Origin of the sequence: Photobacterium rosenbergii (assembly GCF_033022775.1) — a bacterium.
In the GTDB taxonomy this organism is placed as follows: Bacteria; Pseudomonadota; Gammaproteobacteria; order Enterobacterales; family Vibrionaceae; genus Photobacterium; species Photobacterium rosenbergii_A.
This window is the reverse complement of record NZ_JAWJZI010000002.1, coordinates 232,849-246,155: the sequence shown is the minus strand read 5'-3', so window position 1 is coordinate 246,155 and position 13,307 is coordinate 232,849. Positions and strand designations below refer to the sequence as shown.

General features: G+C 52.4%; 13 protein-coding genes. 4 read left to right on the top strand and 9 right to left on the bottom strand.

The features are described 5' to 3' along the window. Window positions 1-5: 5 nt before the first annotated feature. The 5 genes from R2X38_RS05335 to R2X38_RS05315 form a co-directional block, all read right to left on the bottom strand. Window positions 6-1,118, bottom strand: a complete 1,113-nt coding sequence (locus tag R2X38_RS05335) for an efflux RND transporter periplasmic adaptor subunit (RefSeq protein WP_317521136.1) — start codon at window positions 1,116-1,118, stop codon at window positions 6-8. Window positions 1,119-1,132: 14 nt separating this feature from the next. Next, window positions 1,133-4,549, bottom strand: coding sequence for an efflux RND transporter permease subunit (locus R2X38_RS05330; RefSeq protein ID WP_317521135.1), 3,417 nt, complete (start codon window positions 4,547-4,549; stop codon window positions 1,133-1,135). A gap of 184 nt (window positions 4,550-4,733) precedes the next feature. Then, a complete protein-coding gene (locus R2X38_RS05325; RefSeq protein WP_317521134.1) occupies window positions 4,734-5,201 on the bottom strand; it encodes a YeeE/YedE family protein in 468 nt (155 codons plus the stop codon). A gap of 9 nt (window positions 5,202-5,210) precedes the next feature. Beyond that, window positions 5,211-5,627 (bottom strand): YeeE/YedE family protein, encoded by a 417-nt coding sequence (locus tag R2X38_RS05320; RefSeq protein WP_317521683.1) that lies wholly within the window; start codon window positions 5,625-5,627, stop codon window positions 5,211-5,213. After that, the gene (locus R2X38_RS05315; RefSeq protein WP_317521133.1) at window positions 5,624-5,947 is read right to left on the bottom strand and encodes a metalloregulator ArsR/SmtB family transcription factor; all 324 of its coding nucleotides are present in this window, start codon (window positions 5,945-5,947) and stop codon (window positions 5,624-5,626) included. Before R2X38_RS05315 ends, R2X38_RS05320 begins: the two co-directional genes overlap by 4 nt. A gap of 166 nt (window positions 5,948-6,113) precedes the next feature. Between R2X38_RS05315 and R2X38_RS05310 the strand changes: the two genes are divergently transcribed. Both R2X38_RS05310 and R2X38_RS05305 read left to right on the top strand, forming a co-directional pair. Then, a complete protein-coding gene (locus R2X38_RS05310) occupies window positions 6,114-6,299 on the top strand; it encodes a DUF2892 domain-containing protein (RefSeq protein WP_317521131.1) in 186 nt (61 codons plus the stop codon). A gap of 72 nt (window positions 6,300-6,371) precedes the next feature. Beyond that, complete coding sequence (locus R2X38_RS05305; protein ID WP_317521130.1) at window positions 6,372-8,075, top strand: FAD-dependent oxidoreductase; 1,704 nt, start codon at window positions 6,372-6,374, stop codon at window positions 8,073-8,075. A 118-nt stretch (window positions 8,076-8,193) separates the two neighbouring features. Here R2X38_RS05305 and R2X38_RS05300 read toward each other — a convergent pair whose 3' ends face one another. The 3 genes from R2X38_RS05300 to R2X38_RS05290 form a co-directional block, all read right to left on the bottom strand. Continuing rightward, a complete protein-coding gene (locus tag R2X38_RS05300) occupies window positions 8,194-8,424 on the bottom strand; it encodes a hypothetical protein (protein WP_317521129.1) in 231 nt (76 codons plus the stop codon). A gap of 5 nt (window positions 8,425-8,429) precedes the next feature. After that, entirely contained in the window at window positions 8,430-9,134 is a 705-nt protein-coding gene (locus R2X38_RS05295; protein WP_317521128.1) for a hypothetical protein, read from the bottom strand. 303 nt (window positions 9,135-9,437) lie between these two features. After that, a complete protein-coding gene (locus tag R2X38_RS05290; RefSeq protein ID WP_317521127.1) occupies window positions 9,438-9,824 on the bottom strand; it encodes a DUF805 domain-containing protein in 387 nt (128 codons plus the stop codon). 200 nt (window positions 9,825-10,024) lie between these two features. Between R2X38_RS05290 and R2X38_RS05285 the strand changes: the two genes are divergently transcribed. Continuing rightward, complete coding sequence (locus tag R2X38_RS05285) at window positions 10,025-10,381, top strand: YcgJ family protein (protein WP_317521126.1); 357 nt, start codon at window positions 10,025-10,027, stop codon at window positions 10,379-10,381. A 19-nt stretch (window positions 10,382-10,400) separates the two neighbouring features. Here the strand turns inward: R2X38_RS05285 and R2X38_RS05280 are convergent, their stop codons facing one another. Next, on the bottom strand, window positions 10,401-11,303 hold the full coding sequence (locus R2X38_RS05280) for a LysR family transcriptional regulator (RefSeq protein ID WP_317521125.1): 903 nt from the start codon (window positions 11,301-11,303) through the stop codon (window positions 10,401-10,403). A 167-nt stretch (window positions 11,304-11,470) separates the two neighbouring features. On the opposite strand from R2X38_RS05280, the gene R2X38_RS05275 reads away from it, so the two are divergent. Further along, window positions 11,471-13,159: an L-lactate permease gene (locus tag R2X38_RS05275; RefSeq protein WP_317521124.1), complete on the top strand. Its 1,689-nt coding sequence runs from the start codon at window positions 11,471-11,473 to the stop codon at window positions 13,157-13,159. Window positions 13,160-13,307 lie beyond the last annotated feature (148 nt).

The following is a 13,307-nucleotide window of genomic DNA, read 5'->3' as shown; positions in this document are numbered from 1 at the left end:
CGGGTTCAGCCGCCACCAAGCGCTGCCGCCGGATCCGCCAACACCTCGGTCCCCTCCGCTACTCCCTTGCGGACAATGAGCTTATCCTCGGCGTAAGGGCGGGTTTTGATCAGCCGGGGTACCACCCGCTCGCCATCAACGATTTTGACATACTGCAGCTGGCCAATACGGTATGTGCTCGATGCCGGCACCACCAGCACCGGCTCCTCGCCCGTGACGATGCCGACCCGGGCAAACATTCCAGGAAAAAGCTGCTGGCCCGGGAAAAGCTGCTGGCCGTCGGCTTGGCCTTGTGCCTTGTTTTCTATCGCCAGCTTAACAACCACGCTGCGAGAACCGGCGTCAGAGGCAGGGGTGATTTCCTTGATCATTCCGTCCAGTGCCAGTCCCTGCTCCGGCAGCGTAACCAGCCAGTGTTGGCCAAGTGCCAGCAGATGGCGCTGGCTGGCTGCGATATAACTTTCCATCATCAGTGTGGCGGGGTTATACAGGCTAAGCATAGGTACGCCTGGCGAGGCAATGTCCCCGCGGTGCACCAGCTTCTGGGTGATCACCCCATCGAACGGCGCGGCAATAATACTATAGCCATAGGTCGTCTGCGCTTCCTCAACCGAAGCCTGGGACTGCTTGAACCTCGCATCGGCTGTCTGAAGGTTGCTCAGGGCTTCATCCAACCGGGCCTGGGCGACTAGCTTACGGTTGAACAGCGACTTGGTTCGCTCATAGTCCTTGCGCGCGATATTCAACTGGGCCTGGGCGCTGGCCAGCGCCTGCTCCGTTTGCCGAACCCGGGCATCGAGATCAAGACTATCAAGGCGGATCAGGATATCCCCGGCCTGCACAGTATCACCGACATCCACCAGCACATCGGCAACCTGTGCCGTCAGACGGGCTGACAGGGTCGCTTGCTGATCTGCTACTATGCTGCCGGTGTACTGCTGCCGGACCGGGAGCGTCTCGGCCTGCACCCTGACAACCGCCCGCCCGGCAAGCGCTTCGCCGGGCAAGTTCTGGTTTTCGGTATCCAGTTTTGCAACAAAACCGCCGGAAATGGCATAGAACAAAAGACCAAGTCCGGCAAATGCCGCGGTGGTTAATGCTATTCTTTTCATACTCATGACTGCGACTTCCTTTAGTTGACTGAATCGGCAGCGGACCGAGGGTGAGAGCCCGCCGACGGCTCCAATAGAGTGCCTTCCGGGATGCCACCAGAGTCGGCGGGCAAGCCGTGACCGGGTTTGTTCGCATAGGCAAGGTGGTAAACAACAGGGATCACCAGCAGGGTGAAGAGCGTCGATGCGGTGATCCCGAAAATAATCGCCCATGCCAGCCCGTTGAAAATCGGATCTAGGGTGATCACAACATTACCCAGCAACGTCGTACCGGCAGTGAGCAAAATCGGCCGCATTCTCACTGCGCCGGCTTTGAGCAAAGCCGCCTTCAGTTCATCTCCGTCCCGCAGTGACTGATGGATAAACTGGATCAGCACCAGTGAATTGCGTACCACAATCCCGGCCAGCGCGATCATGCCGATCATTGCCGTTGCCGTGAACAGTGCAGGGTTAGGTATGCCATTGATCTCCGTGGTACCAAGTAGGTTGAGCAGCCAAAATCCGGGCATGATCCCAATCACCGTCAGGGGGATTGCCAGCATGATAATGCCGGATACCGCCGGCAAGCCGGTTTGCAGCACCATCACGACAAACACCCCCAGCAGCGCCGCGCCGTAGGCAATCCCGAGATCGCGGAAAACATCCAGGGTGATTTTCCACTCCCCCTCCCCGCTCCATACCACACGGGTACCAGGAGGCAGCTGCCAGTGATCCCCGCCACCGTTACTGAGGTAGGTCCGGGCACTGAGCGGTCGGTTCCGATCGCTGGGCACCATGCCGTTCCCCTGGTCACCCTGCAGATCAGCGGAAACATCGGCAATGACCTCTGCGGGCACACGCCCGGTCGCCTCGGCAAACACGTACACCACCTGGCGCAGGTTCTTGCGCATGATCGGCTGCGGCGCATCCAGTCGTTCAAAATACCCGAGCTCAGACAGCTGCACCAATGGCTGGCCAGCATCAACGATCCGTCCTTGCTCGACCCGCTTGGCGATACCCGGCATGCCGCGAACATACAGATTCTCGAGGGCCGCCAAGTCATCGCGCTGCTGGCCCGGCAAGCGCATCGTTATCGGCAGCGGGTTGATTTCATGTTCATCGTACAAGTAACTCACAACCCGCCCCTGGTTGGCCGCCGCCAGCGTTTGATTGATGTCCTGAACCGAAACCCCTGACAATGCCGCTTTTTCCGCATCGACCACAAAACGCCAACTTTGCTTTTCCCCCTCGATGGAGGTATCGGTTTCGGCCACAAACGGTTCGCGGGCCAAGCGTTCCGCCACCCTGCCGGCAGCATCCTGCAACTGGTGGTAGGGGACCTGCGGCTGGCCGTAGACTTCGGCGACGATGGTCGCGATAACCGGCGGCCCCGGCGGGGTTTCCACCAGCTGAATATCCGCCCCCAGCCCCTGTGCGATCTGGGTCAGATCTGCGCGAAGCCGGGTGACCATCTCATGGGACTGCTGTTGGCGTTGATCCTTCTCGGCCAGCACGATCCGTAGCTCCCCCTGGTACGGCATCGTCCGCATGAAGTAATGCCTGACCATCCCGTTGAAGTCCATCGGCGACGCGATACCGGCGAACCCGGACACCGACACAACCTCGGGCACACTCTCCAAGTAATCGGCAAAGCGACTGAGCGCATTCGAGGTCTGCTCAACACTGCTGGTTTCAGGCATGTTCAAGACCAACTGAAACTCGTTTTTGTTGTCATAGGGCAACAACTTAAGCGGGACAATCCGCAAGGCGGGCAGCATGGCGGCGGCAACAAAAGCCAGCGCCACCAGCGACAAGAAGATCACACTGTTGCGCTTGCGTGCCAGCAGAGGCGATAGCATCCGGTCATAGATCCGGTACAGCAGCGACTGCTCAACCCGGTAGTGGCCGGTGCCGACAGCCGCCTTGAGCAGCTTCTTGGCCAGCCAGGGGGTAATAAGGAATGCCACAACGGTACTGAATATCACGCTGATCGGCACGTTGAATGCCAACGGCGCCATATAAGGCCCCATCATCCCGGTAATGAAGAACATCGGGGTGAACACGATGACAATCGCCACCGTCGACATCAGCAGCGCACTGCGTATCTCTGCCATGGCCATCACAATGGCCGTCGACTTTGCTAGCCCCTTGCGTTTGAGGAATCGTTCGATGTTATCAATACTGGCAATCGGGTCATCGACAATCAAACCGAGCGCCAGGATCAAGGCAAACAGGGTGACCCGGTTGATGGTGTAGCCAAACAGGAAGTCCATCCCCAGTGCCGCTCCGTAGCTGATAGGGATCGCGATCCCGACCACCAGTGCCGAGCGCCAGTTGAGGAAAACCCCGACAAACACCACCACGGTTAAAATCGACAGGCCGAGGCTGGACACCAGGTTGCCCACTTTTTCGTTGGCCGTTTCGCCATAGTTGCGTATCACCGACACGTTGACGTGCGGCGGGAACTGGGTATCGACCATTTCTTCCAGCAATGCAATCGCATCATCGGCCACCCAGACCGCATTGCTGCCTTTCTGCTTGGCGATCGAGAGGAACACCGCAGGGTAAGGTTCGCGGCCGCCCTGGTTGTCCCCTTCGGCAGCCATGCCCCAGCGAAACCAGGTCTGGTTTTCCGCCTCATCGGGGCCGTCAGTCACCGTGGCAATATCTTGCAGATAGACAGGCTGGCCGTTGACAACGTTCACCACGGTATGGGCCACATCCCGTGCATTGCGGACGAACTGGCCGCTCTCCAGCTCGAAGACCCGTCCTTGCTGGTGAATATCGCCCAGCTGCCGGTGCTGGTTGGTCAGGGAGAAAGCCTGCTGGATATCATCAACCGTGGTCATCCGGCTCGCCATGGCCACCGAGTCCAGTTCAATTTGGATCACCCGCGGATTGCCGCCGACCACCGCCACCTTGTTGGTATTATCCAGGGCCTGGAGCTGATTGACCGCCTGTTCTGCAATGCGACGCAGCTCGGCGTTGCCGGTCAGCTCGGGGGCGGTGCTATACAGCGCGGCAACCACTATCGGCACATCATCAATTTCGATGGGCTTGACCGCCCACTGGGTCACCGACGGCGGCACCAAATCCAGATTAGAATAAATCTTATTGTACAGTTTGATCAGCGCTTCCTCGCGCTGTTCACCGACATAAAACCGAACGATGACCTGCGCCGCCCCTTTCATCGATGTCGAATACACGTCTTCAACACCATCTATCTGGGTCAACAGCTTTTCCAGTGGCTGGGTAACTTGGTTTTCAACCTGTTGAGGGGACAGTCCCGGAGCCTGGATCAGCACATCGGCCATCGGCACTATGATTTGCGGATCTTCTTCCCTGGGAGTCAGAAACAAGGCTGCGGTGCCGATAGCCAAGGCCAGGAAGATAAGAATAGGCGGGAAAAAACTATTGAGAAAGGTGGCTACCAAGCCTGGTTTGACGTTCGCTGTCATGATGCTCCCCTTTTCTGTTTGCAACAACAGATTGCAAAGAAATCCTCGTCTCTTTTTGGTGCTTGGCTCGACGTTTTGGCGGTATAGGTGCGTGTCGGTATCGTAGTCTTGCTGTGGTTTTTAGTCTTGCTGGCTGCCGGCGCAGACCGGCAGCCAAACAAAAACAGTGTTCCTGATATCCAGATTAGTTCATATGAGCCTTGCTGACTTTGAGTTGGCTATCACTTTCACTTTCCAATCGTCTTTGCACCTGACAGCCGAGCCAGGTTCCGACCACCATGCTGACCACAAACAAAATCACACCGATGTTTCCCCCCGACAGCGAGGTCAGTGCCGGGCCCGGGCAGATCCCGGCGATCCCCCATCCCAAGCCGAACAGAACCGACCCACCAACAAGCTGGCCATCAACCGTTTGCTTCTTGCTCAGGTGGAAATCGGCCTCGCAGACCGGTTTCGCCATCTTGCGCACAACCAAGAAGTAGATAGGCATAAAGACCGCGATGGCTCCGCCCATCACGAAGATCAAGCTAGGGTCCCACTGACCGGCAAAATCAAGGAAACCTATCACCCGAACAGGATCCACCATCCCAGATACCATCATGCCAAGGCCGAACAGCAGACCAGAAATTAAAGCTACAACTCGAGTTAACATTTTTGCCTCTTATACATGAAGTCGGATGAAAACGGTGATAATGGCGCTTGCCATGAAAACGCAAGTCGCAATGATAGAGCGCTTGGACAGGCGCCCCATACCGCAGATGCCGTGGCCACTGGTACAGCCGTTAGCCAGCTTGGTTCCCAGACCAACAAGCAAACCCGCGACAACCAGCCACACCGATGTATTCATCGGCAGCGACGCTGGCAACTCGAAGCCCAGTACAGGGGCGATCAGGCTTGCGGCCACCATGCCCATTACAAACAATAGTCGCCAGGAAAACTCCCCTTTCATCGGTTTCAGCAGCCCAGCCAGCACGCCACTGATGCCGGCAACCCGACCGTTAACAACCAGTAGCAGCGAAGCCGATAGCCCCAGCAGCATTCCGCCTATCAGTGCATCCCACGGTATAACAAACATTATTTCTTCATCTCCAATTGCTCATCATCTGCACAGCAAATATTCTGCAATGCCTCTATTAACTTTTTGGCTTTTTGATCAGCCAAGGAATAAAACACTTGTTGCGACTGCTTGCGAAAACTCACCAGCTCGTGCGCTTTCAAGATGGCGAGGTGCTGCGAAAGGGCTGACTGGCCCAGATTCGAATGCTGTTGCAGCAGCTTTAGCGGCATCTCGCCTTGGGTCAGCTGACAGAGCACCATCAAGCGCTCAGGGTGAGCCAGCATTTTCAGCCACTGAGCAACCTCATCAGCCTGACAATGCATTTTTTGGACATCAATCATCACAACTCCTCGGGTTGGGTGCCGCAGCTTCTTTATTAGAGATTACTAAACAAAACATTTAAGTCAACGCTAATTTAGAAAAAAATATATTAGACAATACTAAATTAACTATTTATAGTTGTGATTATGTTATAGAGATTGATACAACCAGCCAGGGAGAAAAGTTATGTCATTAGAAAATGCAGTACGCGTATTTGCCGGCATTATGATTTTTTTATCGGTCGCGCTGACTCTCTGGGTTCACCCCAGCTTTTACTGGTTCACGCTCTTTATCGGCGCAAACTTGATCCAGAGTGCATTTACCGGCTTTTGCCCAGCCGCTATGATCTTTGGCAAGCTCGGATTCAAGTGATTAACTGGGTCGCTATCCCTAAGCCGTAAACTCAAGCTCTTCTTTTTTAACAATGATTCTGTGGAGATATCAATGACCAAGATTTTGATTGTGGGTGGTGTTGCCGGTGGTGCATCGGCTGCCGCTCGCGCACGCCGATTGAGCGAAGATGCTGAAATTATCATGTTCGAGCGCGGCGAGTTCGTCTCGTTTGCCAACTGCGGCCTGCCCTACCATATTGGTGGCGATATTACCGACCGCAGCAAACTGTTGCTGCAAACCCCAGACAGCTTCCTCGCCCGTTTCAATGTCGATGTCAGGGTGATGAATGAAGTGGTCGCCATAGACCGCCAGAGTAAATCTGTCACAGTGAGAAACTTGCTCGACGGCAGCGAGTATACCGAAAGCTATGACTTCCTTCTGCTCAGTCCCGGTGCTGGCCCGGTGGTTCCGCCTATCGCAGGTATTGATAACCCATTGACCCACTCATTACGCAACATTCCGGATATGGACCGCATTATCCAGTCCATCCAGATGAACAAGGTTGAACATGCGACGGTCGTAGGTGGTGGTTTTATCGGTCTGGAAATGATGGAAGCCTTCCACCAGCTGGGGATCAAAACCACGCTGATCGAGATGGCCGATCAGGTAATGACCCCGGTAGACCGTGAAATGGCCGGGTTTGCCCACGCAGAAATTCGTGCCAAAGGCATCGACCTTCGCTTGGGGGTAGCCCTCGAATCGGTAGAATTTGTCCCGACCGAGCATATTGCCAGCGTTGAAGCCGGTGAAAGTGACGCACACCAGCATCTGCAGGGCGAGTTGAACCTGTCACTGAACAACGGTGAGAAGATCACCACAGATATCCTGATCATGGCCATCGGTGTGCGTCCCGAAACCAAACTTGCCCAGGAAGCAGGCTTACAAATTGGTGAACTTGGCGGTATTTACACCAACGAGTCAATGCAAACCAGCGACCCTTATATCTACGCTGTGGGCGATGCTGTCGAAGAGAAAGACTTTGTCACCGGCTCGCAGACCCTCGTTCCGCTTGCCGGCCCGGCTAACCGTCAAGGTCGTATGGCCGCGGACAATATGCTCGGCCGCACCGAAAGCTATCAAGGCACCCAAGGAACGGCGATTTGTAAAATCTTCGATTTAGCGGTTGCCTCGACAGGCAAAAACGAGAAGCAGCTTAAGCGCGAAGGGATCGATTTCGAAAAAGTCTATGTGCATACCGCAAGCCATGCGAGCTACTACCCTGGCGCAGAAATCGTGTCGTTCAAAATGCTGTTTGACCCAAAAACTGGCAAGATTTTCGGTGCCCAGGCCGTGGGTAAAGACGGTGTCGACAAGCGTATCGACGTCATGGCGGTCGCCCAGCGAGCGGGTATGACCGTTGAACAGCTGCAGCACCTCGAGCTGACCTATGCGCCACCTTATGGCAGTGCCAAGGATGTGATCAACCAAGCCGCGTTTGTGGCCAACAACATCATCAAAGGCGATGCAACTCCGATCCATTTCGATGAGATCGACAACCTCCATGATGGGCAGGTTCTGCTTGATGTGCGTAACCCAGGCGAACTTGAGAACGTCGGCTACCTCGAAGGCGCCATCAACATCCCAGTCGATCAGCTGCGCCAGCGCATGGACGAACTGCCAAAAGACAAAGAAATCGTCATTTACTGCCAGGTTGGCTTACGCGGCAACGTCGCATACCGCCAGCTGGTCAACAACGGGTTCAAGTCCCGCAACTTGATTGGTGGGTATCGTACCTACTTGTTTGCCAAACAGTAATTGTTGCCTTGCAGTAATCTTTCGCCCTATCGCTATATATAGCTATGGCAGCGCTAACAATAAAGCCTGAAGCACATCGCTTCAGGCTTCATTCCCTCAGGCCCTGGCTGTTACGGAACTAGTATTTATTGCCTTTTTTGCTGTCATCCTGGCCATAGTTATCGTCCTTCTTGCCCTTGTTGCCTTTCTTTTTGTCGTCCTTGTCATCCCCGTAGCCGTAGCCGCCACTGCCTCCACTATCATCGTCATCGTACTTATCGCTGTCGTCTCCCGACTTATCGTAATAGTCGTCATCGTGATAGTAATGCTTTCGATACCAGTTGTACCACTTCGGATACGGGTATTTCACTTCTTTCAGGTCAACATAATAGATGGTTTGGTATAGACAGTATCCCCTTCCGAGCCGTAGTACTCCGACAGGTTTGCCATCCCCGACTGCCACATGGTGCCCTGGTGCCACTGGTAGGCATCCGCCCCTTCGATAATGCAGTTTTCACTGTCCGTTGAACCGGTAATGTGGGTGACATCGTAGCCATCAGGCGTCTTGCTGCCGTACTGCATAATTGGCTGCACCGTCACATGGGAGCGGGCAACAAAATATCCATCATCCAAGTGGAAATAGACGGTTTTGATCATCTTCTTACCGTCATTGTCGTCCATTTCCTCGGAATAGCACTCCTTGCTGTACCCGACTTGGCTGTCGTCGGCAAGACTATAGAGGGAAGCTTGCAGGCACAGGGCACGATCCGGGTAATGATCCCCGTCTATATCTTCCACTTCTTGTTCATAGAGCTGACCATAGCCTACCGATTTGAAGGCATATTTTTTTCCTTCATCCTCGTCGCCCTGCCCACCTTCATCGTGGTAGTCAGAATATTCAGCATCGTCTCCTTCGTATTCTGTTGTCTGTGAATACGTCGTTGTGGATGTGTATTGTTTTGTGTAGCTATAGGATCCCTCGCCCTTGTCATCACTTTCACTGCTTTCATATGCCAGTGAAGGGATGGAGACGCAAAGGGCCAAGCTTGCGAGGGAAATAGTTATTGAATTGATTTTCATCATGTAACTCCACATAGTGCGGTGGTATCACTTGATTACATTGCCAACTGTAAAATTTGAATTTAGATGGAAAACCCGAAATTCTATGGTGCTAGATAAAACTTCCAGGTGCAGGTTTACATTGTAGAATAACTGGCGGAAAGGCTATTTTTGCGAATATTGTACAGAAAATTAATTAGCTGTATGAATTTTCTGCTCTTTTAAATGATGAGCCTAAAAATCACTATTAATAATTCTGTTGTAATTCTTAAAATTAAGAATAGGACGCAGCCCAAACAAACTGCCCAGGCTGCAGCAACCAGGTTACATAGACAGCGTTGCGGATGACGGGTCTTTCGGATTAGGGCCATATTCATTAGCCTCTGGCTGACTGTCCTGTACAAAGAAATACAGCAAAACCAGCACCCCAACCAACGGAATTAAGCCGAGCAGCATCCACCAACCCGTTTTACCTATGTCATGCAAGCGACGAACACCCACAGCGATACTCGGAATAAGAATGGCAAGTGAGTAAACGGTACCGATGATCCCTGCCCCTTCTCCTGCCCCAGGGTTGCCAAGCGCGGAATCAAGCATAGATAACGCGATGCTGATAATGATGTTGAATAAGAAAAAATACCAGTATTCTTGCCTTTGCGCCCTTCCCTTGAAGACAGCGTAGTTTTTCAACACATGGATATACCAGTTCATAAAAGCCCCTAGTTCAAATAGTTACAACAAATGACAGTATAGTATTGTGTTCAGAACCTTCTTTCTGCCAACCAACGCAAACTTATTATGAATGCTTGTGTATTGCATTGTATTACTTCGTTTGAAATAGCCCATCTGATTTGGGGATGGCCCACATCTGATCAATAATAGTTGAAACCCATTTCGGCAAGGTGCCCATCATGAAATCAGTTCTTCTAACACTGGGCCTTTTAATTGTTAGCCATACTGCGTTCAGTGAAAACCACACGATACACGAACCGCTGTTTTCCCCAGGCAAAGGGGTAATATGCGATAGGCAGGCAGGCTTTTGTGTCGACAGCTACGGCATTTCAATGGGGTTTACCAAAGAATTCTTGGGCCAAGAAGCCCAAGATAAAGTGATGGCGCTGATCAACAGGGTTGGAAGCAAAAACTTCGACACTACCCGTTATTCATTCAGCAACAAGGTATATTGCGACTCAGAACAACGGGCATGCTTCGTTGACCGCTTCTCCGACGAACAACTGGAAGACTATACCAACATCTTGTTTGACTAGGACGTACAGCACCCCGCTATCAAAAGAAGTGTTGAATCGCCAGATAGCGGGCGCGAATATGCTCTATCAACAGCTTTATCTTCTGTGATGGCTGCCGGGTATATGGATACACGGCATAGATCCCTAGCCGTTTACCAACCTGCTTAGGGAACAAGTCAACCAACTTGCCTTCCATGATATCGTGATACACCAAACACCGCGGGACATAAGCGATACCATAACCACCTAACGCCGCTTTTCTCAATGCTGCCGCATTATCGGTAGAGAAGTTACCGCTTACCCGAAGAATGTAATTGCCCTGCTCGCCGATAAACTGCCACTCCGAAGCACCCGTGGTTTGATAAGCATACTGCAGGCAATTATGGTCGACCAAGTCTTGCGGCCTTTCCGGCCGGCCATTTCGGCGTATGTACTTGGGCGCTGCACAGATCACCCATTGCGAATCGAGAATATGCCGTGCGATTAAACTTGAGTCTTCCAGGTAACCGGTTCGGATCACCAAGTCATAGCCATCTTCAATCAAGTCAACAAAGCGGTTGTCCAGCGACATATCAACTGTAAAGCCGGGATGCTCGGTGCAGAATTCAGCCACGGCGTCCGCCAGCAACAAGTCACCTGAGATGGTAGGTACAGACATCTTGACATGACCGCTGACTTTTTCACCAAAGCCACTGACCGCATCGACAGCTTCCATCGCGGCCTGCTTCACATTTTTAGAACCCAGATATAACACTTTCCCAGCCTCACTCACCGTGAGTTTGCGAGTGGTCCGATACAGGAGCTGTACCCCTAAATCATCCTCTAACCGGGCAATTCTTTTGCTAACCACTGAGTTTGTAAGGGAATTCAACTCCGCCACTTTGCTAAACGAGCCATGCTCAACTACCTGAGCAAACAAGATCAAGTCATCAGCCTTTGCCATTATTAGTCCATTTTTGGAAGAAATATTTTTCATTATTTCCCTATACCAAGTAAAAATAAAGCGATATCGTCACACTCGATTAACAAAACCAAATACAAAAACAATAAATATGTTCATTGATGCATAGGTTATGCATTACAAAACAGCACTCCGAAGGACTGATAATCATGAACGACACCCTACTTGCACTCGTTGCATTCTCACCAATAGTGGTTGCCGCTATCTTACTGGTCGGGCTGAACTGGCCGGCCAAGAAAGCCATGCCAGTGGCCTTCCTGCTGACAGTGGCCATCGCCCTGTTCTGCTGGGATATGTCAGCCACCCGCGTCCTAGCTTCCTCGCTACAGGGGCTAACCATTACCGTAGCGGTACTGTGGATCGTGTTTGGGGCAATATTCCTCCTCAATACACTGAAGCATACCGGTGCCATTACCACCATCCGTAATGGGTTTACCGATATATCCAGCGATCGCCGGATACAGGCCATTATCATTGCCTGGTGTTTTGGCTCATTTATCGAAGGTGCTTCCGGTTTCGGTACCCCAGCAGCAATTGCAGCCCCCCTTTTGGTTGCTATCGGTTTCCCTGCACTTGCCGCTGTCTTGATGGGCATGATGATCCAATCCACACCGGTATCTTTTGGTGCGGTTGGCACACCAATCATTGTGGGTGTCAACAAAGGACTCGATACCCACAACATTGGTGAAACGCTAATCAGCCAAGGTTCGAATTGGGACATCTACCTGCAGCAAATCACCACTAACGTGGCACTGATCCACGCAACTATCGGTACCCTGATGCCGGTGCTGATGGCGATGATGCTGACCCGCTTTTTCGGCAAAAACAAGAGCTGGACCGAAGGCTTGGATATCCTGCCGTTCGCCCTGTTTGCCGGTGTTGCCTTCACGGTACCTTATGCCTTGACGGGTATGCTGCTTGGCCCTGAATTTCCTTCTTTGATTGGTGGCTTGCTGGGTCTGGCAGTAGTGGTAACTGCAGCCAAGAAAGGTTTCCTTGTACCGAAAAAGCAATGGGATTTTGAAAGTGAAGATAAATGGCCAGCTGAATGGTTGGGATCACTGAAAATTGACCTTAAAGCGACTGACAAACCAATGAACCTTGCACTGGCTTGGGCACCTTATGTCCTACTGGCTGTAGTGCTGGTCGCTAGCCGTGTCAGTGCAGACTTCAAAGCCCTGCTGGTCAGTGTCAGCCTGTCATTTTCAAACATTCTGGGTGAGACAGGCATTAGCGCCTCTATCCAACCACTCTACCTACCGGGCGGGATCTTGGTATTTGTCGCGATTTTGGCTGTGCTGCTTCAATCACGCAAACTGAGCCCTTTGACCGAAGCGTTCAAGGAATCTAGCAAGACACTGATTGGTGCCGGCTTCGTATTGGTGTTCACTATCCCTATGGTGCGTATCTTTATTAACTCCGGTGTCAATGCTGCTGACCTTGCAAGTATGCCTGTCACGACGGCTAATTTTGTCTCAGAGCTCGTTGGTGGCTTCTTCCCGGCATTGAGTGCGACCATCGGCGCCCTAGGAGCCTTCATCGCTGGTTCAAATACCGTGTCCAACATGATGTTCAGCCAGTTCCAGTTTGAAGTCGCCCAGACTTTGACAGTATCCAGCGCAGCTATTGTTGCCCTGCAAGCGGTTGGCGCAGCAGCCGGTAACATGATTGCTATCCACAACGTCGTTGCCGCCTCTGCCACCGTCGGCCTGCTTGGCCGCGAGGGTGCCACATTGCGTAAAACCGTCATCCCTACGTTCTACTATCTGGTGATGAGTGGCATTATTGGCCTCGTTATCATTTATGGCCTGCACATTACTGACGTACTGATGGGATAGATACCCGATACCAATACAACAGGCCAGCAACTAGCTGGCCTTATCTGCCACAAAAATCAATAAACCGCTTTAACTAAAGAACATTTTTGTAGTCCTGATTCTCAATCCTAACCAAACATTCCAATCATAATGATTGAGATCAGTAAGA

Coding starts and splice junctions, on each gene's coding strand:
- R2X38_RS05275 (WP_317521124.1), top strand. CDS start 11,471: ATGAACGACACCCTACTTGCACTCGTTGCATTCTCACCAATAGTGGTT.
- R2X38_RS05305 (WP_317521130.1), top strand. CDS start 6,372: ATGACCAAGATTTTGATTGTGGGTGGTGTTGCCGGTGGTGCATCGGCT.
- R2X38_RS05310 (WP_317521131.1), top strand. CDS start 6,114: ATGTCATTAGAAAATGCAGTACGCGTATTTGCCGGCATTATGATTTTT.
- R2X38_RS05330 (WP_317521135.1), bottom strand. CDS start 4,549: ATGACAGCGAACGTCAAACCAGGCTTGGTAGCCACCTTTCTCAATAGT.
- R2X38_RS05315 (WP_317521133.1), bottom strand. CDS start 5,947: ATGATTGATGTCCAAAAAATGCATTGTCAGGCTGATGAGGTTGCTCAG.
- R2X38_RS05285 (WP_317521126.1), top strand. CDS start 10,025: ATGAAATCAGTTCTTCTAACACTGGGCCTTTTAATTGTTAGCCATACT.
- R2X38_RS05280 (WP_317521125.1), bottom strand. CDS start 11,303: ATGGCAAAGGCTGATGACTTGATCTTGTTTGCTCAGGTAGTTGAGCAT.
- R2X38_RS05290 (WP_317521127.1), bottom strand. CDS start 9,824: ATGAACTGGTATATCCATGTGTTGAAAAACTACGCTGTCTTCAAGGGA.
- R2X38_RS05335 (WP_317521136.1), bottom strand. CDS start 1,118: ATGAGTATGAAAAGAATAGCATTAACCACCGCGGCATTTGCCGGACTT.
- R2X38_RS05325 (WP_317521134.1), bottom strand. CDS start 5,201: ATGTTAACTCGAGTTGTAGCTTTAATTTCTGGTCTGCTGTTCGGCCTT.
- R2X38_RS05295 (WP_317521128.1), bottom strand. CDS start 9,134: ATGAAAATCAATTCAATAACTATTTCCCTCGCAAGCTTGGCCCTTTGC.